At 62.1% G+C, this 19,171-nt stretch carries 17 protein-coding genes; 7 read left to right on the forward strand and 10 right to left on the reverse strand.

Features of this window, described 5'->3' with window-relative positions:
* The first annotated feature begins 33 nt into the window (after positions 1-33).
* The 3 genes from AB5Y47_RS10635 (at position 34) to rnk (ending at position 2,162) form a co-directional block, all read left to right on the forward strand.
* Positions 34-717, forward strand: a complete 684-nt coding sequence (locus AB5Y47_RS10635) for a hypothetical protein (protein ID WP_048208747.1) — start codon at positions 34-36, stop codon at positions 715-717.
* Between the two features lie 81 nt (positions 718-798).
* On the forward strand, positions 799-1,533 hold the full coding sequence (locus AB5Y47_RS10640; RefSeq protein WP_010675251.1) for an ABC transporter substrate-binding protein: 735 nt from the start codon (positions 799-801) through the stop codon (positions 1,531-1,533).
* A 233-nt stretch (positions 1,534-1,766) separates the two neighbouring features.
* A complete protein-coding gene (rnk, locus tag AB5Y47_RS10645) occupies positions 1,767-2,162 on the forward strand; it encodes a nucleoside diphosphate kinase regulator (protein WP_010675253.1) in 396 nt (131 codons plus the stop codon).
* A 100-nt stretch (positions 2,163-2,262) separates the two neighbouring features.
* Here rnk and AB5Y47_RS10650 read toward each other — a convergent pair whose 3' ends face one another.
* Complete coding sequence (locus AB5Y47_RS10650) at positions 2,263-3,390, reverse strand: GGDEF domain-containing protein (protein WP_010675254.1); 1,128 nt, start codon at positions 3,388-3,390, stop codon at positions 2,263-2,265.
* A 461-nt stretch (positions 3,391-3,851) separates the two neighbouring features.
* Between AB5Y47_RS10650 and AB5Y47_RS10655 the strand changes: the two genes are divergently transcribed.
* From AB5Y47_RS10655 to AB5Y47_RS10670, 4 genes are all read left to right on the forward strand, one after another.
* Positions 3,852-4,640, forward strand: a complete 789-nt coding sequence (locus AB5Y47_RS10655) for a transporter substrate-binding domain-containing protein (protein WP_010675255.1) — start codon at positions 3,852-3,854, stop codon at positions 4,638-4,640.
* Positions 4,641-4,739: 99 nt separating this feature from the next.
* Entirely contained in the window at positions 4,740-5,684 is a 945-nt protein-coding gene (locus tag AB5Y47_RS10660; RefSeq protein WP_041201654.1) for an amino acid ABC transporter permease, read from the forward strand.
* 89 nt (positions 5,685-5,773) lie between these two features.
* Complete coding sequence (locus tag AB5Y47_RS10665; protein ID WP_010675257.1) at positions 5,774-6,517, forward strand: amino acid ABC transporter ATP-binding protein; 744 nt, start codon at positions 5,774-5,776, stop codon at positions 6,515-6,517.
* A gap of 199 nt (positions 6,518-6,716) precedes the next feature.
* Positions 6,717-7,556: a sterol desaturase family protein gene (locus AB5Y47_RS10670; protein WP_049636859.1), complete on the forward strand. Its 840-nt coding sequence runs from the start codon at positions 6,717-6,719 to the stop codon at positions 7,554-7,556.
* A 75-nt stretch (positions 7,557-7,631) separates the two neighbouring features.
* On the opposite strand, the gene AB5Y47_RS10675 is transcribed toward AB5Y47_RS10670, so the two are convergent.
* The 9 genes from AB5Y47_RS10675 to tadA all read right to left on the reverse strand — a co-directional run bounded on the left by AB5Y47_RS10675 (position 7,632) and on the right by tadA (position 18,725).
* A complete protein-coding gene (locus AB5Y47_RS10675; protein WP_043153853.1) occupies positions 7,632-9,041 on the reverse strand; it encodes a basic amino acid/polyamine antiporter in 1,410 nt (469 codons plus the stop codon).
* Between the two features lie 9 nt (positions 9,042-9,050).
* The gene (locus tag AB5Y47_RS10680; protein ID WP_039040257.1) at positions 9,051-9,953 is read right to left on the reverse strand and encodes a homocysteine S-methyltransferase family protein; all 903 of its coding nucleotides are present in this window, start codon (positions 9,951-9,953) and stop codon (positions 9,051-9,053) included.
* 293 nt (positions 9,954-10,246) lie between these two features.
* Positions 10,247-10,789: a hypothetical protein gene (locus AB5Y47_RS10685; RefSeq protein ID WP_039040256.1), complete on the reverse strand. Its 543-nt coding sequence runs from the start codon at positions 10,787-10,789 to the stop codon at positions 10,247-10,249.
* An 18-nt stretch (positions 10,790-10,807) separates the two neighbouring features.
* Positions 10,808-12,127 (reverse strand): hemolysin family protein, encoded by a 1,320-nt coding sequence (locus AB5Y47_RS10690; RefSeq protein ID WP_029314751.1) that lies wholly within the window; start codon positions 12,125-12,127, stop codon positions 10,808-10,810.
* Between the two features lie 241 nt (positions 12,128-12,368).
* Positions 12,369-13,079: a phosphate signaling complex protein PhoU gene (gene phoU / locus AB5Y47_RS10695; protein ID WP_029314752.1), complete on the reverse strand. Its 711-nt coding sequence runs from the start codon at positions 13,077-13,079 to the stop codon at positions 12,369-12,371.
* A gap of 108 nt (positions 13,080-13,187) precedes the next feature.
* Entirely contained in the window at positions 13,188-14,006 is an 819-nt protein-coding gene (pstB, locus tag AB5Y47_RS10700; protein WP_010675264.1) for a phosphate ABC transporter ATP-binding protein PstB, read from the reverse strand.
* Positions 14,007-14,110: 104 nt separating this feature from the next.
* Positions 14,111-15,760, reverse strand: coding sequence for a phosphate ABC transporter permease PstA (gene pstA / locus AB5Y47_RS10705; RefSeq protein ID WP_042864111.1), 1,650 nt, complete (start codon positions 15,758-15,760; stop codon positions 14,111-14,113).
* 17 nt (positions 15,761-15,777) lie between these two features.
* Entirely contained in the window at positions 15,778-18,015 is a 2,238-nt protein-coding gene (locus tag AB5Y47_RS10710; protein WP_045524162.1) for an ABC transporter permease subunit, read from the reverse strand.
* Between the two features lie 161 nt (positions 18,016-18,176).
* A complete protein-coding gene (gene tadA / locus AB5Y47_RS10715; RefSeq protein ID WP_080988662.1) occupies positions 18,177-18,725 on the reverse strand; it encodes a tRNA adenosine(34) deaminase TadA in 549 nt (182 codons plus the stop codon).
* Positions 18,726-19,171: the final 446 nt, after the last annotated feature.

The following is a 19,171-nucleotide window of genomic DNA, read 5'->3' on the forward strand; positions in this document are numbered from 1 at the left end:
GCGCCGGGCACCTTTTCCGTCGAGCGAGAGACGATGATGAAATATCTGCTTTCTTTATGGCTGCTGGGCAGCGCCCTCTCCTTCCCCCTCCTGGCCGACGAGGTGCCCGATCTGGCCGCCCGCATCCGCTACGTGGACAGGGTGACCGGCAGCGACGGCATCACCCGGGAGAGCCAGTGGCAGGAGAAGTGGCTGCGGGTCGGTGACCAGGTGTGGAGCCAGCGGCTCATTCCCGTTCCCCTGGCCCGTGCCTATCACGCCACCCACGATGCCCGCCCCGGCCACAAGCACTTCACTCACCAGATGGCGGCGCGCTGGGTCACCCGCAGCGAGGGAGACGCACTCCAGTTGCGCTACGCCGATGCCTGGCACAACCAGCTGGTGGAGGTGCCGCAGGAGGAGTACGGCCAGGTGGCCTTCAAGCCGGAGTGGGCGCGGATCCGCCACCTCATCAACCCTGCCCTGTTAGAGGGAATGACACCGCTGGATGAGGCCGCCCCCGACCAGGCGAACTGGTATGAGACCCGCGAAGGTCGCCAGCGTACCCGCATCCTCTGGTCGAGCCGCTGGCAGTTGCCCCTGGTGGTGGAGTCGGCAAGCCTCGACGGTTATCGCAGCTACCGGATGGAGGTGACGCTCAAGCCGCTGCCAAAGACCCTCCCCTGGCAGCAACTGGCAGGGTACCAGACCCTGGATCTGCGGGATTTCTTCGACTGATCCCCCCAGGCGGCAATCGCCTGGCTGACATGGCGTAACGGGATGTTACACTCTCTGTACTCATCCCGGACCCGAACATCCATGCGCCTTGTTACTCTGCTTCTGCTGCTCTCCCCTCTGATCGTCTGCGCCTTTTCGGCCCGTGCCGTGGTCGTCGTGGCCGCGGACATTCCCCCCTATGTGATCCGCGCCCAGCAGGGTGCGCCGAGCGGCATGGCCATCGAGGTGCTGGAGGAGGCTGCCCGCCGCCTCGGGGAACCGCTCGAGATCGAGTTGATGCCGCTGGCTCGCGCCCTCAGCCAGGCCAGCCACCGCCCGGATGTCCTGTTGTTGCCCCCGGCCCGAAATCCCCAGCGCGAACCACTGTTTCTCTGGATTGCCCCCCTGCTGGAGGAGGCCTTCGTGCTGGTCAGCCATCGCCGTCACCATCCAGCGCCGCTCTCCATGAAGACACTGCCAGGTCTCACCGTTGGCGTGATGCGTGGCTCCCATAGCCAGAGCCTGATCCAGCCGCTGACAGGGGTGACCCGGGAGCTGGTCACCGAGGAGGTCAGCAACGCCAGCAAGCTGGCGCGCGGCCGCATCCAGGCATGGGCGGTGGCCTGGAACACCGCCCGTTACAACCAGCAGCGGGCGGGTCTGCCGCTCCCGGATCTGGTGCGAGGCGAGACCTTGCAGCAGAGCACCCTCTACCTGGCCGCCAGTCCCCGCTTCTCCCGCAGCGAGGCGCTGCGCTGGCGCCGGGTCATTCAGGAAATGAGGGAGGATGGCAGTCTCGCGCGCATCCTGCACCAGTACGATTACCAGGCTCCCTGATGAGACAGTCAGTCCAATTGCCAAACCACCCCAGAATGGTTATGGTATCTCCATGAAAGCAATCATGATTTTTTCCAGTACGCTCACACCCCGCTGAGCCCCCGCCCTCGCCCCGCTGCGCGAGTCGCTCGGGGGCATCGCTTTTGCTGTCTGCTTTTTACCCTTGCACCGTTTTTTGTCGACCAGTCTGCCCGTCATCCTGGTCCCTTCAGTCATTGATAAGGAAATACCCTATGAAACAGCCTCATCTCGTCATCTCCAGCCTGGATCTGGATCGCATTGAACAGCTGCTTGGCAACCACCCCCAGCACCTGGCCCTGCAAGAGGAGCTGGATCGCGCCGAGATCCGCGAACCCGCCGACATGCCGCCGGACGTGGTGACCATGAACAGCACGGTGCGCTTCAAGATGCAAAACAGCGGCAACGACTTCTGCCTGACGCTGGTCTATCCAAAGGATGTGCAGGGGGACGAATCGAAGATCTCCGTGCTGGCGCCAGTGGGCAGCGCCCTGCTGGGGCTCAAGGTGGGTGACAGCATCGCCTGGCCGGGGCCGGCCGGTCGCACCATCCAGGTGGAGATCCTGGAAGTGGTCTATCAGCCGGAACGCGCGGGGGAGTTGCACCGCTGACAGGCCGCCATTCTGGTCTGATGCGACCAGGTGGCTGACTCTGCATACCTTTGTCCGGTCGGAGCCGCCGGCCACCGGCCGGGCATGACCTGACGGGGGATCAGGCCCCCTGACAGATCCGGTTCTTGCCCTCCCGCTTGGCCTGATAGAGAGCGCGATCTGCCTGGCTGAACAGGGTGTCAAAGTGCCATTCGCGGGCGCTGGGCGCCCACCCCAGGCTGGCAGTCACCCGGACCCCCTTCAGCCCCAGCGTTTCTATCCCCTGGCGGATCTGCTCGCAGCGCGCCTGCTGGGCCAGGGGGTCCCGCTCGGGCAACAGCAGCACAAACTCTTCCCCGCCGAAGCGGCTGGCCACCAGATCCCGCTGGCCGGCAAGATAGCGACCCACCGCCTCCAGCACCCTGTCCCCGGTCTCGTGACCGTGGCGATCGTTGATCTGCTTGAAGTCGTCGAGATCCAGCACCACCAGCGCCCCCTGCCTTGCCATCGTCACGCAGTGATCCATGAAGCCGCGCCGGTTCAGGAGGCCGGTCAGGGGATCCTGGCTGGCCTGTCGACGCAGGGCCAGGGCCCGGTACTGGGTACAGAGCAGCAGCACCCCGAAGGTCGACAGATAGTTGCCCATCAGCATGGAGAGGAAGGGGAGCACATTGACCGCATGCTGATCCATCAGGACCCGCACCTCGCCGCCGAGCAGGGCCCCCATGCGCACCAGATTGAAACCGTAGAGCAGGATGTTGACCACGGTGAACACCAGCACCGCAGGCAGATAGTCAGGGTAGCCATGGCGCCAGATGAGCCAGACAATCACCGCCCCCACCATCATGTAGCTCAGGCAGGCCAGCAGCACCCGGGGGGCCATCTTGTCGTTGAAGATGACGCTCCAGCAGAGGATCAGCAGGTAGACCAGCATGAAGAGGGTGAATGCCCGCCAGTTTGGCGGCTCCCCGAAGAAGCGCTGGATGGCAAGTGGCATCAGGGCGAGGCAGAAGGTGATGAGCAGGTTGGCCAGCCAGATCCCCGCGATATGGGGGGCAAATGCCTGCATGAAGAAGAGCGATTGCGCCGCCAGGGCACAGAGGCTGGACCACCACCAGAGCCCGAGACCGGGTATTTCCCTGTGGGTCGACCAGATGATGGAGAGGGTGATGAATCCCAGGCTGTAGCCCCCGAGGGCCATCAACATCAGGGTAAATACGTCCAGATTGAGCAGAATTGAGGCGTCCATTCCCGAACCTTCCAATGGGGATGGCTGAGTATATGGGAAGCCCATGACAAGACACAGAGGGAGCCTATGGGCCGGGCAAAAATATTTGACCGGCTCGCACGCCTCATTTCCCGTGAAGCGTGCCGGACAACGCCCTGTCTGTGCCCGGATTTTCCACCGAGACGGCCGCCGGATATTTTGCACTTGAACCGGCGCCATTAGATAGATATGTTGTTTTCATGTGGTTTTATGAGTCACCACGAGGGATAAAAGTCTCCATAACTTATTGAGTCTTCTGGCACAAACAGGTTTTGGTACATTTTTCATCCAACGAACCATTCATAGAATCTCATATGGGGCTTTTGCCCCGACCAAGACAATAATCCTGTCTTGCCTGCTGCCGGATGCAGCAGTCTCTTGTGCCATGGAGTCGCACGGGAGCAGGTTCAAGGCCGACCACATTTACGACAGAGACGTCATTTATGATCAAAAAACTCATTCTCTCTACCCTGCTGCTGTGCGGGCTGGCCAACGCCGCGCCCACTTCCACCCTGGATGCCGTGCTGGAGCGCGGTGTGCTGCGGGTCGGCTTCGATGCCGGCTATCAACCCTTCGAGATGACCAACAAGCAGGGCCAGTACATCGGCTTTGACGTGGATCTCGCCAAGATGGTCGCCAAGGAGATGGGCGTGAAGGTGGAGTTCGTCAACACCGCCTGGGACGGCATCATCCCCGCGCTCTTGACCGACAAGTTCGACGTCATCATGGGCGGCATGACCGTCACTCCCCAGCGCAACCTGCGCGTGAACTTTGCCGATCCCTACATCGTCGTCGGCCAGACCATCGTGCTTCGCAAGGACAAGGCGGGCGAAATCAAATCCTTCCAGGACCTCAACGATCCCAAATACAAGATCGCGGTCAAACTCGGCACCACCGGCGAGCAAGCGGTCAAGCGCATGATCCCCAAAGCCACCCTGCTGCAGTTTGAAACCCAGGATGACGCCAAGCTGGAAGTGATCAACGGCAAGGTGGATGCCTTCGTCTACGACCTGCCCTACAACGCCATTTTCGCGTCCCAGAACCAGGGCGCCGTGGTACACCTCGACAAGCCGTTCACCTTCGAGCCGCTGGCCTGGGCCATCCGCAAGGGAGATCAGGACACCCTCAACTGGTTCAACAACTACCTGCGCCAGATCAAGGGCGACGGCAGCTACGACCGTCTCTACAAGAAGTGGTTTGAATCCACCGCCTGGCTGAACCAGCTCAAATAACCTCTCAAAGGGGCGGCATGCCGCCCCTTCACGCAGACTCCCCACACGATAACGACAAAAGAGGTTGTGACAGTGATCAACCCCAAACTCACAAGACAGATGGAAAAACAGCCCAATCAGCTGCTCTGGCACGGGATCTTCCTGCTGCTGGTGCTGGCCGCCATTTTCGGCATCTACAAGGCCGTGCAGGCAGTGGATTACACCTGGCGCTGGGAACGCATTCCCCAGTACATCGCCTATCAGGCAGAACAGAAACACTATGCCGAGTTTGACGGCACCGTGGTCGCGGACAAGGGACAGCTCTTCCTGCAAGACGATCTCGACCCCAGCCGCCGTCAGGCCATCGCACCCAAGGGCTCCCAGCTGGCTGAAGGGGATACCGTCTTCCTCGGCGATACCCTGGATGTGCAACTGAGCTGGACCGCCGGCCCCATCGCCTGGGGCGTCTGGGTCACGGTCAAGCTCTCCCTGGTGGCGGGCATCTTCGCCATCCTGCTTGGCACCCTGGCCGGGCTCGCCCGCCTCTCCCCCAATCCGGCCCTGCGCAACCTGGCCGTGACCTATGTGGAGCTCATCCGTGGCACCCCGTTGCTGGTGCAGATCTTCATCGTCTATTTCTTTATCGGCACCGTGCTGAACCTCGACCGATTCACCGCTGGTGTGGCGGCGCTCGCGGTCTTCACCGGCGCCTACGTGGCGGAGATCGTGCGCGCCGGCATCAGCTCCATTCACAAGGGGCAGATGGAAGCGGGCAGAAGCCTTGGCATGACCTCGGCCCAGACCATGCGCTACGTCATCCTGCCCCAGGCCTTCAAACGGGTGCTGCCACCGCTCGCGGGTCAGTTCATCAACCTCATCAAGGACTCCTCTCTGGTCTCCGTCATCTCCATCACGGATCTCACCAAGGCAGGGCGCGAAGTGGTCAGCTCCACCTTCAGCCCGTTCGAGGTGTGGTTCACCGTGGCCCTGCTCTATCTGGTGCTGACCGGCACTCTCTCCTTCCTGGTGCGTCGTCTGGAGGTGAAATATGCGCGCAGCAACTGATCCCGTTATCAAGGCGCCATCGGTGTCGAAATGTTCTGCCATCACCGGTACTCCCTGCCCCTTCCCGGTGCGTCGTCTGGAGGTGAACTATGCGCGCTGCAACTGATCCCATCATCAAGGCGACCGGTGTAGAGAAGTTCTACGGCACCGAGGTGCACGCCCTGAAAAACGTCAGCACCCAGGTGGCCGAAGGGGAAGTGGTGGTGATCGTGGGGCCGAGCGGCTCGGGCAAGTCGACCTTCCTGCGCACCCTCAACCAGCTGGAAACCATCAACGATGGCAATATCGTGGTCGACGGCATCAGCCTCACCGAACCCGGGGATGTCAACAAGCTGCGGGAAGAGGTGGGCATGGTGTTCCAGTCATTCAACCTCTTCCCTCACCTGACGGTGCTGGACAACATCACCCTGGCCCCCCAGAAGGTGAGAGGGCTCTCTCGCCAGGAGGCAGAGGAGCGAGCCAAGGCCCTGCTGCTCAAGGTCGGTCTCTCCAACAAGGCCCAGAGCTACCCCTCCCAGCTCTCCGGCGGCCAGCAGCAGCGGGTGGCCATCGCCCGGGCGCTCGCCATGCAGCCGCGCATCATGCTGTTTGACGAGCCCACCAGCGCCCTCGACCCAGAAATGGTGGGAGAGGTGCTGGACGTCATGAAGGGGTTGGCCCGCGAAGGGATGACCATGGTGGTGGTGACTCACGAGATGGGCTTTGCCCGGGAAGTGGCGGACAGGGTGCTCTTCATGGAGAGCGGCGAGCTGCTGGTGGACGAGAAACCCGCCGACTTCTTCGACAATCCCCCCTCCCCGCGCCTGCGTCAGTTCCTGAGCCAGGTGCTATAACCCGCGATGCACCAACACGAAGAGGGAGCCCATGGCTCCCTCTTCTATGCTTGCCTTCCCCCCAGATCATCTCCCTGGCGCATTGCTTGCCACAGCCTTTTGCCATCGGGTTGTCACCACGCCAACGAGCAAGGATGTTAATGAAATTTTAAATTCATCCGGTATGCTGACATCCAACTGGTCCAACCGGATGGCTCACATGGATGTGCAACTGCTCCTGCTCTACCTCTCGCCCCTCTTTCTGGTCTTCATCGGCTGGGAGATGCTCTACCTGCGAAAACACAGCGCCGCCTATCCCACGGCGGGCTACCAGTGGAAGGATCTCTTCGCCAATGCCACCCTGGCACTGATGCATCAGGGGGGCGATGCCCTGGCAGCCATTGTCATCGCCTATCTCTATGACACCCTCTGGGGCTGGCGACTATTCGATATCGAACTGAACCTCTGGAGCCTCTTGCTGCTCTTTCTGTTGCAGGATCTCTGCTACTGGCTGTTTCACTTCGCGAGCCACCATGTGCGCTGGCTCTGGGCCTCTCACGTGGTGCACCACAGCTCGGAGCGGCTCAACCTCTCCACCGCCTTTCGCCAAAGCCTGATGTACCCGGTCTCCGGCATGTGGCTGTTCTGGATCCCCATGATCCTCATCGGCTTCCCCCCCGAGGCGGTGGTGGCCACCGTACTCTTGAGCCTGGGTTTTCAGTTCTTCGTCCACACCCAGGTGGTGGGCAAGCTGGGCAAACTTGAATGGATCTTCAACACCCCCTCCCACCACAGGGTGCATCACGCCAGCAACGCCAGATACATCGATCGCAACTTCGCCGGCGTGCTCATCATCTGGGACCGGCTGTTTGGCACCTTCGTGGAAGAAGACTTGGGCGAGCCGTGCCGTTTCGGCATCACCAAGCCAATCCACAGCTTCAACCCGCTCACCCTCACCTTCCACGAGTGGCGCGACATGCTGCAAGAGGCCCGTGGCCTCCCCTGGCGGCAAAAGCTCGCCGTGCTGTTCGGCAAGCCAGCGGGTCCCGCCAGCCGCTGAGCACGCACTGTAGGCAATCAGCAGACAAAAAAGAGCGCCCCCTTGGGCGCTCTCTTGCATTGACGGTCACACCTGTCAGACGTGAACGAAGGACCAGACGGCGGGGATCAGGCTCAGCAGCGTCACCCCGGCCAGCAGCCGTTCGCGCCCGCTGAGCCGCTGTTCGGCACCGAGCTGGCGACGGCTGTAGAGAAACAGCAGCAGACCCGGCCCGTAAAGCAGAAGCGACAGCAGCAGGTACTCCACCCCGGCGGCGTAGAGCAGCCAGAAACCATAACCGCTCGACACCAGCGCCACCACCCGCATCAGGCCGCGGCCCTGCCCCCCCTTGCCACTGAAGACCAGCTTGAGCAGGAAGAGGCCGATGAGCAGGTAGGGCACCAGGATCATGGAGGTGGAGATGAGCAGCAGGTTGGTATACCCCTTGCCAAGCAGCCACACCAGCAGCAGGCAGCCCTGCACGGTCAGGCTGGTGAGCCAGAGCGAGGCGATGGGGGTGCCGTTGCGGTTCTCGCGCCGGAAGATGGCCGGGAAGGCCCCGTGACGCGCCGCGCTGAACGGCACCTCGGCCGAGAAGAGGGTCCAGCTCACGTAGGAGGCGAGCACCGACACGATGAGGCCGGCGCTGATGAGCAGCTTGCCCCAGGAACCCGTCATCTGGGCCATCAGTCCCGCCATGGAGGGGTTGGGCAGGGCCGCAAGCTCCGGGCGGCTCAATATTCCGAGCGCCAGCACCGAGATGAGCACATAGAGCAGCAGCGCCAGCACCACGCCGAGCACGGTGGCGGTGCCCACATCCCGCTTGTTTCTCGCCCGGGCCGAGAGCACCGCTGCCCCTTCGATGCCGGTGAAGACCCAGAGGGTGATGAGCATGGTGTTGCGCACCTGCTCGGAGACCGGTACCGCCAGGGTGCTGCCCTCCTGATCCGCCGCAAAGGTGACCGGATCGAACCAGTAGCAGGCGAACAGGATGAACAGCAGCAGCGGCAGGCTCTTGGCCAGGGTCGCCACCAGATTGAACAGGGCCGCCTGCTGTACGCCGCGGGCCACCAGCAGGTGCACCGCCCAGAGGATGCAGGACTCGCCGATGAAGGCCGCCAGGGTGTTGCCCTCGCCAAACCAGACCCGCTCCGGCGTGTCGACGAAGCTGCCCAGCGCCGCGAAGGCGATCACCAGATAACCCACCACGCCGATGGTGGCACAGAGCCAGTATCCCCAGGCGGAGAAGAACCCCACCAGCTCGCCAAAGCCGGCTCGGGCATAGCTGTAGATGCCGCCGTCGAGCTCGGGTTTGAGCCGCGACAGGTAAAGGAAGCTCATGGCCAGCGCCAGTATGCCGACCCCGGTGACGGCCCAGCCGATCAGCACGGCGCGAGCGCCCGCCACATCGGCCATGTTCTGGGGCAAGCTGAAGATGCCGGCCCCCACCATGGAGCTGAACACCAGCGCAGTGAGGGACCAGAGCCCGATCTTGCTCTCTTTCATGGGCGCTCCTTAACGCAGCCGGCTGGCCAGCGCCTCGATGTGTTCCGGGCCGATGCCGCAGCAGCCGCCGATGAGGTTTGCCCCGGCTCTGCGCCAGCGCTCGGCCCAGCCGAGGTAATCCAGCGGCCCCAGATCGCCACGGATCTCGTCCAGACCGTCATTGGCAGTCGCCTCCTTGGGCTGGGGCGGGAAGGCATTGGCATAGGCGCCGAGGCGAACGTCGGTGCGCCCCTGAACCTGCAACGCGGCGACGGCCACCTTGAGCGCCCCTTCAATCACCTCGGGCTGGCAGCAGTTGAACAGGATGGCATCCACCCCGGCCGACGCCAACGCGGTCACGGCATCCGCCACCCGCTCGCCGGAGCGCAGGGTGGGCTCGCTGCCCGGCGCCTCGTCTTCCAGAGTAAAGGAGACCCAGAACGGCTTGCCGTCCTCGGGCAGCAGGGCCTTGAGGGCCAGGGGCTCGGCGATGAGGCTCATGGTCTCCGCCAGCCAGAGATCCACATGGGGTGACAGGGCACGGATAAGCGGTGTCGCCAGCTCGCTCACCCGCTCGGCCTGATAGAGGTCCGCACGATAGGAGCCAAAGAGCGGCGGCAAGGAACCGGCCACCTTGACGGCTCCCCCCTGCTCGTCGGCCACGTCTCGGGCCAGTTGCCCGGCCAGAGCTGCAAGTGCCTCCCCTTGGGCGGCAAAGCGCGCCTCGCCGATATGGAAGGGCACCAGGGCATAGCTGTTGGTGGTGATCACCCGGGCACCGCTCGTCGCATAGGCCTGGTGTACCTCGCGCACCGTCTCGGGCGCTTCCATCAACGCCAGTGCCGACCACTCCGGTTGACGGAACGGCGCACCACGCCGCGCCAGTTCACGGCCCATACCGCCATCGAGTACCCACAAATCCTGCTTGTCCATCTCTGTCTCTCTGCGTCTCCCCGCCATGACGGGTGTTTATTGTGTGAAACCACATCAAGCCATCAAAACATCTAGACGGCTAGAAATCCCAAATATCATGACCCAAAGTAGAACAAGAGGCAATCGGGGGCTACGAACAAATCCGGGCAAGCTCAGGATGATGGCGGCAAAGGGAGGTCTCCCCGGCACAGGCATCACCTGGCCAGGCACTGAAACGACAAGAGGCCACCCCGGGGGGTGGCCTCTTGTGAAACAGGGGATCAAGGCGGGCACAGCCGCCGATAACCAGGGGCTCAGCGCCCGGCCAGCACCCGCTTGGTCTGCTTGACCCAGTCGGAGACCCGGCCCTGCTGGGGATAGCCCTGCCAGATCTGCTCCCACTGGGCGGGGCTGAGGGGGCGGCCCAGCCGACGCTGCACCCCGGCATAGAGGTAGTCGTGGGCCGTGGTGCGTGCCTGGGCCGAGGTGAGGAACTTGGCAACAGGGTCAGTGAGACGCACGTCCCGCATGCCGAGCAGCGGATAGTCGCTGTGCACCGCCGCCAGCATGGTCTCGCGCATGGCGGATTCGATGTAACCCCGGGCAAACAGGGCGGTGACCGATTCAAGCGACCCTTGATCCGGGCCGTGATACTCCTCGTCGAACACCGGGCTGGGCTCTGCCACGGCGCTTTGCACCACCGCATCGGGATCCTGCTGCGGGACCACCACGGCAGGCTGGGGAGCGACGGGTTTGGCAGGCGTCACCGGCTTGCGCGGTGCGCTCTGGCTGCAGGCACCCAGTGCCAGGGCGAGCGCCACACAGGCCAGCGCACGGGAATGAGTCTTCATCTTCATGATTGCTAACGAACTCCTTTAGGATTCCTGAGCGGGCTTCTCATTGCTCGCAGGTTCTACCCGGGTGACCAGCAACTGGTCAATCTTGTAACTGTCGATGTCCACCACTTCGAACTTGTAACCGGCATATTTGACCGAGTCGGTGCGCTTGGGGATCTTGCGCAGCATGTACATGATGAAACCGGCGATGGTCTCGTAGTTCTGGTTTTCCGGGAACTCCTCGATGTCGAAGGCGCGCATCACGTCGGAGATGGGGGTCACCCCGTCCACCAGCCAGGAGTTCTCGTCCCGCTGGACGATCTGCTCTTCCACCACGTGGGTGGCCCACTCCCCCATGACGGTACTCATCAGGTCATTCATGGTGACGATGCCCACCACCAGGGCGTATTCGTTCATCACCACCGCAAAATCGCCGCGATGGTTCTTGAAGTACTCCATTGCCTCGTAGAGGTTGAGGGTGTCGGGAATGATGATGACGTTCTGCACCAGGGAGCCGCTGTTGAGATCGATGCTCTGGCCGCCGATGACGCGGATCAGCAGCTCCTTGGCATCCACGAACCCCTTGATGCTGTCGAGGTTGTGGTCGCACACCAGGAACTTGTTGTGGGGGTGCTCGGCGATCTTCGCCTTGATGCTCTCCTCCCCCTCTTGCAGGGTGAAGTAGATGAGGCTCTCCCGCGCCGTCATGGCGGAAGTGACACCCAAGGACTGGAGCTCGAACACGTTCTCGATGAGCTGGTGCTCCTCGCGCTGGATGACACCGGCTTCGGCACCTGCATCCATCACCGCATAAATATCGTCGGAGGTGATCTCGTCGTTGCGCACCATGGAGATGCGCATCAGCCGGAACAGGCCGTTGGCCATGCCGTTGAACAGCCACACCAGCGGCATCAGCAAGGTGACGCACAGCATCATGGGACGCACCACCACCACGGCGATCCGCTCGGGCATGGTCATGGCAAGGCGCTTGGGCATCAGATCCGCTATCAGGATGAACATGCCGGTGACGAAGACGAACGAGGCCGCAGAGCTAATCTGGCCGAGCCAGGGCCCCTGGTAGAAGCCGGCTATCAGCTCCCTGATGGCGGGATTGAGGGCGGATTCCCCCAGGATACCACCGAGGATGGCGACGGTATTGAGGCCTATCTGCACCACGGTAAAGAAGTTGCCCGGTTGGGCCTGCAATGCCAGCACCTTCTCGGCGTGGCGGTTGCCCTCGTCGGCCATCACCTGCAACTTGATCTTGCGGGAGGCGGCAAGGGAGATCTCGGAGAGTGAGAAGAACACGCTGCCGGCGACCAGCAGCATCAGAAAGAACAAACTATCGGCAAAACTCATGATTAACCTATTGCTACAGCCGCCTTAGCACAAGACGGCAAACTGGGCCCGGGAAACCGGACCGTGACTCCATCCGGGACTCACACAGGGGCCATATTCTAGCAGAAAAGCGCCCGCTGGGTGGCGTTATCTTGAACTGCCGTGCCATGCAATGAAAAAGGCGCTCAAAGCGCCTTTTTATTCAATCAGAGTTGGATTCCCGTCGTGCAGCCGCGACGGGAGCTCCACCCAAGGCGCCCCATCAGCCCTTGCCGAGCAGATCGCTCAGGTCATCGGCCTTGGTGTGACGCACATCCTTGCCCTTGACGTAGTAGACGATGTACTCGCAGATGTGCTGGCAGCGATCGCCGACCCGCTCGATGGCCCGTGCCGCCCAGAGCACGTTGAGCACCTGGGGGATGGTGCGGGGATCTTCCATCATGTAGGTCATCAGCTCGCGGATGATGGACTCGTATTCGCGGTCCACCTTGTCATCTTCCTTGTAGACCGCCAGGGCTGCATCCAGATCCATGCGGGCGAAGGCGTCCAGCACGTCGTGGAGCATCTTGATGGTGCGACGCCCCATGTTCTCCAGCGACACCAGCGGTGGCTGGGGTTTGTTGGCGTTGTCGGTCAGCATACGGGCAATCTTGTCCGCCACGTCGCCAATCCGCTCCAGATCCGTGATGGTCTTGATGATGGCCATCACCAGCCGCAGGTCGGACGCGGTGGGCTGACGCTTGGCGATGATGCGGGTGCACTCCTCGTCGATCGCCACTTCCATGGCGTTGACCTTGTGGTCGTTGGCCACGATCTTGCGCGCCGCATCCAGATCCTGGCCATGGATGGCGGCGATGGCGTCGGTGAGTTGCTTCTCCACCAGCCCCCCCATCACCAGTACCTGGTTGCGCACGCTCTCAAGCTCGGCATTGAACTGACCGGAGATGTGTTTGTTGAGGTTCATATTGTCCATACCAGTAATCCTTGTTGCTCCGATTATGCCTTAGCCGTTGAACTAACTGCCAATCTGTTTGTTGATGCCCATCTTGCTCATCTTGCTCATCTCAATCACCGGCATCCCTTAGCCGTAACGACCGGTAATGTAGTCTTCGGTCTTCTTCTTGGCCGGGGTGGTGAAGATGGTGTTGGTATTCGAGTACTCGATGAGTTCCCCCATGTACATGAACGCGGTCTGATCCGAGACCCGCGCCGCCTGCTGCATGTTGTGGGTCACGATCACCACGGTGAACTGGCTCTTGAGCTCGTTGATGAGCTCCTCGATGGTGAGGGTGGAGATGGGGTCCAGCGCCGAGGTCGGTTCATCGAGCAACAGCACTTCCGGCTCGATGGCGATGGCACGGGCAATCACCAGACGCTGCTGCTGACCGCCGGAGAGACCAAAGGCGTTGTCGTGCAGACGATCCTTCACCTCCTCCCACAGGGCAGCACCGCGCAGGGAACGCTCGGCGGCCTCGTCCAGGGTACGGCGGTCATTGATGCCCTGCAGGCGCAGGCCGTAGACCACGTTCTCGTAGATGGACTTGGGGAAGGGGTTGGGGCGCTGGAACACCATGCCCACCTGACGGCGCAGGGCGGAGACATCCACGCTCTTGTCATAGATGTTGTGGCCGTGCAGCTGGATCTCCCCCTCGATGCGGCAGATCTCCACCAGATCGTTCATCCGGTTGATGCAGCGCAGCAAAGTGGACTTGCCGCAACCGGACGGGCCGATGAAGGCGGTGACCTGACCCTTGGGGATCTTCATGTTGACGTTGAACAGCGCCTGCTTGTTGCCGTAGTACAGGTTGAGATCCTTCACCTCCAGCGCAGTCTGCTCCGGGGTCAGGTTGAGCAGGTCGGTGGCGGTGTGCGGGGCCGAACTCGGTGTTACGTTGATCATCTGTTTACCTCAAATTCTCTTGGTGGCAGCGGGCAAACGTCTTGCCCGCTGCCGGAATATCTAGTTGGCAGGGAAGACCCCTGCCCGTCTCTGTAATGGCTGGATTAATGTTCCAGCGACCGGAATTTCTCGCGCAGGTGGTTACGAATACCGATCGCCGTCAGGTTGAGGCCGACGATCACAGTCACCAGCAGGAAGGAGGTGGCGTAGACCAGAGGACGCGCCGCCTCGACGTTCGGGCTCTGGAAGCCCACGTCATAGATGTGGAAGCCCAGGTGCATGAACTTGCGCTCCACATGCAGGTACGGGAAGTTGCCATCCATCGGCAACGTGGGAGCAAGCTTCACCACCCCCACCAGCATCAGCGGCGCCACCTCGCCCGCCGCACGGGCGATGGCCAGGATAAGGCCGGTCATGATGGCCGGGCTTGCCATGGGCAGCACGATGCGCCACAGGGTCTCGGCCTGGGTGGCACCCAGCGCCAGCGAACCCTGGCGAATGGTGCTCGGGATCCGGGCCAGCCCCTCTTCGGTGGAGACGATCACCACCGGCAGGGTCAGGATGGCCAGGGTCAGGGCTGACCAGATGACACCAGGGGAGCCGAAGGTCGGGCTCGGCAGCGCTTCCGGGTAGAAGAGGCGGTCGATGCTGCCCCCCAGGGTGTAGACGAAGAAACCCAGGCCAAACACGCCGTAGACGATGGAGGGCACCCCCGCCAGGTTGATCACCGCGATGCGGATGATCTTGGTCAGGCTGTTCTTGCCCGCGTACTCGTGCAGGTAGACCGCCGCCACCACCCCGAGCGGGGTCACGATGATGGCCATCAGGATCACCATGAAGACGGTGCCGAAGATGGCCGGGAAGACGCCGCCCTCGGTGTTCGCCTCCCGGGGGTCATCGGAGACGAACTTGCCAATCTGGTGGAACCAGTGACCCACCTTGGCCATCAGGCTCATGTCGTTGGGCCAGACCACATCCAGCACCCGGGACATGGGCATGGTCACCAGCTCGCCGCGCATGTCCTTGACGGTGATGCTGTCTCTGTCCGCCTGGGTACGCAGGGAGAAGAGCTCTTTCTCCAGCACCTGATAACGGTCGTTGAGCGCCTGACGCTCGCTCGCCAGCTCGGCTTTAAGCTGATCGGTCAGCTTGTCATCCAGCTCGGCCTTGCGCTCTTTCAGGCGCAGGCGCTCCAGCTGATAGTTGATGCTGCCGATGGCCCCTTTTTGCAGGTCGTTGGCTTGGCTTGAGAGGCCGTTGGCACGGGCCAACACCCGCTGCAAGGCGGGATGCAGATCCGTGGTCAGCTCCTGGCCATCTTCCTTCACCGAGGTGATGTAACCATAGAAGTTGCCGTTGGTGGCGCGTTCCACCATAGCGAGCTCCGCCGGCTGGGTGCGCGATTTGATATCGGTCTCCAGCACCCAGCGAAAGTCGAGGTCCACGAACTCCCGGTTGCCGGTCTTGACCAGATAACGGGTAATCTCTTCGCGCTCCTCCCCTTCCAGCGCCTGGCCTGCGGCGCGCAGGCGCTCCACCGGCACCAGCTCCCGGTCGTTGATCTCGCCAATCAGGACGCTCTTGTTGCCGCTTGCATCTTCAAGTTGCCACTCATAGATGGGATGGGGCCAGAAATAGACCAGACCACGCCAGCCAATCAGCAACAACAGACCCAGTACGGCCACCAGACTCAGGCTGACGGCGCCCCCCGTCATCCAGATCCAGGGGGCCCCCGATTTAAACCACTTACCCATTGTCGATTCCTTAGTCCTTACAGAGAGCTGTACTTTTCACGCAACCGCTGGCGGACGAATTCGGCCAGGGTATTGAACAAGAAGGTGAACACAAACAGCACGAAGGCGGCGAGGAAGAGCACCCGGTAGTGGGAGCTGCCCACTTCCGATTCCGGCATCTCCACCGCGATGTTCGCCGCCAGGGTCCGCAGCCCCTGGAACATGGAAAAGTCCATGATGGGGGTGTTGCCGGTGGCCATCAGCACGATCATGGTCTCGCCCACGGCGCGGCCAAGGCCCATCATCACCGCCGAGAAGATGCCTGGGCTCGCGGTGAGGATCACCACCCGGCTCAGGGTCTGCCACGGGGTCGCCCCCAGCGCAAGCGAGCCCTGGGTCAGGTGCTTGGGCACCGAGAAGACCGCGTCTTCGGCGATGGAGAAGATGGTGGGGATGACCGCAAAGCCCATGGCGATACCGACCACCAGGGAGTTGCGCTGGTCAAACTTGATGCCCATGTCGTGGGTCAGCCAGATGCGCGAATCACCGTGCATGAAGGCGTTCTCGATGATGGGACTCAAGGCGAAGGCGCCCCATCCGATGAACAGCAGCACAGGGATAAGCAGAATGGCGTGCCAGCCTTCCGGCAGCCAGGTGCGGCCGCGCTCCGGCAGATAGTTCCACACCAGGGCGGTGAGCAGCATACCCATGGGCAGCAGGATCAGCAGCAGGATCACCCCGGGCAGGGCCCCTTCGATGATGGGAGCGAGCCACAGACCCGCCAGGAAGCCGAGGATGACGGTCGGCAGCGCCGCCATGATCTCCACCGTCGGCTTGACGTATTTGCGCAGCCCCGCCGACATGAAGTAGGCGGTATAGATGGCGCCGGCGACACCCAAGGGCACCGCGAACACCATGGCATAGAAGGAGGCTTTCAAGGTACCGAACACCAGGGGCACCAGGCTCAGCTTGGCTTCGAAGTCGTTGCTGGCGGAGGTGGACTGCCACACGTACTGGGGCTCGGGATAGCCTTCATACCACACCTGTTGCCAGAGGGCAGACCAGGTTACCTCGGGGTGATCGTTCTCGACGTCAAAGACCTTGAAGTCATCCCCCTGCTGGGTCAACAGCAGGTTGTGGCGAGGAGAGATGGCAACGGCAGCCAGGTTGCCCCCGTCAACCTTCTCGCCAAGCAGCTTGGCTTCGCCGGTGGCATGGAAGAAGTTGATGGTGCCGTCGCTGCCTGCGCTGATGAAGCCCTTGCGAAAGTGCTCGGGGGTCAGCAGGGCGACCGGCGCGTCACTCTTGAAGTCACGGATCTGGGTGAACTGGCGCTTGCCATCCTTTGCCACCTCGAACCACTGGGAGATGACGCCGTTGTCGTTGCCCACCAGCAGGGAGGACGCACCGGAGAGCAGGGCCACCTGGGTCACGCTGGCATTGGGGGCGTTGATCTCCATGACATTGCGCAGGGAGATGTCGCTCAGGTTGTGGATGTCATAGACCGACAGGCGGTTGCCCTCGCGCACGAACAACAGGCGCAGGTTCGGGGTCAGCAGCATCTGGTCAACATGGCGTGGCAGGGACGGAATGGTGTAGGTCTGGTTGCTCCACTCGATTTCGCCGGAGAGGAAATTCTCCTCGCCGCTCATCACCATCAGCACACCACGACCATCTTCGGTCACGGCCGCGGTCGCCATCTTGTCCTTGGTCGCCTCGAAGACCATGCGCGTCAGCGCCTTGCCCTGGGGATCGATCACCACGGGGGTCTCGCCGAAGGGATATTGCAGGCTGGGCTCGATGACGCGCACGTCATTGGGATAGGAGATCTTGAAATAGGGTTGCACCACCTGAGCCTTGCCGTCGGCAAACCCATAGGCGATGAGTTTCTGGCCCGGCGCAGGCGGCGCGACCGCCGTGATCTCGCCGTTCACCTGCGCCTCACCAATCACCTGTCCGGTCTTGATCTTGCCATCCGGTTGCACGGCAAAGAACTTGACCTTCCCCAGGTCACTGAAGCGGTAACCTATCTCGTTTTGCTCCTCGACCCCGAGCCAGGCGGTCTTGCCCTTGATGGGCAGGGTGAAGGAAGCGGTGCTCTCCATGCTGGCGCCATTGAAGATGGGCTTCACCACATAAAGCAGGTAGAAGAAGATAAGCAACAGCGCCACCAGCACCAGGGCTCCCCCTGTGGTGACGCCATATTTGGCCAATTTATCCTTGATCCGGCGTTTTCGACTGCCCGCCATGACCAGATTTAACGATTCCGATGACATGCAAGACCTCAATGTGAGCTAGGCTTGGCGGCATTATATGGCGGATGCATGACAGTTTTGTTACATCAACAGCGGCAAAGAGCGCGGGCTTCATCGCAGGGGTGGCAGTTGGTAGGAAGCAGGCCGCCGGTCTGGCAGTGAAATAAAAGCAAACGGGGCCATCAGGCCCCGCTGTCATCGTGAGGAAGCGCCTCTTTCGCGGCGAGTCTGGCCGCCTTCTTCTCGGCGCGGCGCCGTTTGAAGAAATCCGACAGCTGGGCCGAGCAGGCGTCGGCGAGCACCTCCCCCGTCAGTGCCACCTGGTGGTTGTGGCGGGGATCCAGCAGGATGTCGAACACAGACCCTGCCGCCCCCGTCTTCAAATCCCGGGCACCATAGACCACCCGCTTGACCCGGCTGTGGATGAGGGCGCCGGCACACATGCAACAGGGCTCCAGCGTCACATAGAGGGTGGTGTCGAGCAGGCGATAGTTTTCAAGCTGCTTGCCCGCTTCCCGAAGCGCCATCACCTCGGCATGGGCGCAGGCGTCGTGCTCGCTGATGGAGCGATTCCACCCCTCTGCCACTATCTTGTCCCCCAGCACCAGCACGGCGCCTACCGGGATCTCGCCTATCCCCTCCGCCCTGGCGGCCAGGGCCATGGCATGGCGCATCCAGCGTTCGTCCTGCTCGCGCTGGCTGATCTGTGCTGCAACTTCAGATGGTTTCACGCCCTGATCCTCTCGTCGATATGATGTCGGCTTGCCTGGCCCCTGCACGGCATCGGCCGCGCACTCCCGGATTGCTGCGTCCCGGCCCTGGGCACACCGGGCCCCTTCCCCCTCGCGCTAGCCGGTAGCCCACGGCAGAAGATGCTGTCAATGAAAGAGAGGCCAAAGGCCCCGGCGACATCGGAACGCCCCGAGTTGGGTGTTCGCCACCCTGTGCCCGCCTAAGGGGGCGGCGATTATGCCAAAACTCCGGCCAGGGCCCAAGTTGCATCTTGGCTGAACAATAAAGAAGCAGTCGGCATCTCCCTGATAAAAAAGGAGTTGCGCCCGCCAAATCATCCGATTAGACTTCCTCCCCGTCAGCCGAGCTGACTCCGTCGGTGTGTAGCGCAGCCAGGTAGCGCATCTGCATGGGGTGTAGAGGGTCGGAGGTTCGAATCCTCTCA

Source organism: Aeromonas sp. R7-2, assembly GCF_040908105.1.
In the GTDB taxonomy this organism is placed as follows: Bacteria; Pseudomonadota; Gammaproteobacteria; order Enterobacterales; family Aeromonadaceae; genus Aeromonas; species Aeromonas caviae.

What these genes read in the sequence shown, in the direction of transcription:
- AB5Y47_RS10635 (WP_048208747.1), top strand. Translation starts at nt 34, where the DNA reads ATGATGAAATATCTGCTTTCTTTATGGCTGCTGGGCAGCGCCCTCTCC.
- AB5Y47_RS10640 (WP_010675251.1), top strand. Translation starts at nt 799, where the DNA reads ATGCGCCTTGTTACTCTGCTTCTGCTGCTCTCCCCTCTGATCGTCTGC.
- rnk (WP_010675253.1), top strand. Translation starts at nt 1,767, where the DNA reads ATGAAACAGCCTCATCTCGTCATCTCCAGCCTGGATCTGGATCGCATT.
- AB5Y47_RS10650 (WP_010675254.1), bottom strand. Translation starts at nt 3,390, where the DNA reads ATGGACGCCTCAATTCTGCTCAATCTGGACGTATTTACCCTGATGTTG.
- AB5Y47_RS10655 (WP_010675255.1), top strand. Translation starts at nt 3,852, where the DNA reads ATGATCAAAAAACTCATTCTCTCTACCCTGCTGCTGTGCGGGCTGGCC.
- AB5Y47_RS10660 (WP_041201654.1), top strand. Translation starts at nt 4,740, where the DNA reads ATGGAAAAACAGCCCAATCAGCTGCTCTGGCACGGGATCTTCCTGCTG.
- AB5Y47_RS10665 (WP_010675257.1), top strand. Translation starts at nt 5,774, where the DNA reads ATGCGCGCTGCAACTGATCCCATCATCAAGGCGACCGGTGTAGAGAAG.
- AB5Y47_RS10670 (WP_049636859.1), top strand. Translation starts at nt 6,717, where the DNA reads ATGGATGTGCAACTGCTCCTGCTCTACCTCTCGCCCCTCTTTCTGGTC.
- AB5Y47_RS10675 (WP_043153853.1), bottom strand. Translation starts at nt 9,041, where the DNA reads ATGAAAGAGAGCAAGATCGGGCTCTGGTCCCTCACTGCGCTGGTGTTC.
- AB5Y47_RS10680 (WP_039040257.1), bottom strand. Translation starts at nt 9,953, where the DNA reads ATGGACAAGCAGGATTTGTGGGTACTCGATGGCGGTATGGGCCGTGAA.
- AB5Y47_RS10685 (WP_039040256.1), bottom strand. Translation starts at nt 10,789, where the DNA reads ATGAAGATGAAGACTCATTCCCGTGCGCTGGCCTGTGTGGCGCTCGCC.
- AB5Y47_RS10690 (WP_029314751.1), bottom strand. Translation starts at nt 12,127, where the DNA reads ATGAGTTTTGCCGATAGTTTGTTCTTTCTGATGCTGCTGGTCGCCGGC.
- phoU (WP_029314752.1), bottom strand. Translation starts at nt 13,079, where the DNA reads ATGGACAATATGAACCTCAACAAACACATCTCCGGTCAGTTCAATGCC.
- pstB (WP_010675264.1), bottom strand. Translation starts at nt 14,006, where the DNA reads ATGATCAACGTAACACCGAGTTCGGCCCCGCACACCGCCACCGACCTG.
- pstA (WP_042864111.1), bottom strand. Translation starts at nt 15,760, where the DNA reads ATGGGTAAGTGGTTTAAATCGGGGGCCCCCTGGATCTGGATGACGGGG.
- AB5Y47_RS10710 (WP_045524162.1), bottom strand. Translation starts at nt 18,015, where the DNA reads ATGTCATCGGAATCGTTAAATCTGGTCATGGCGGGCAGTCGAAAACGC.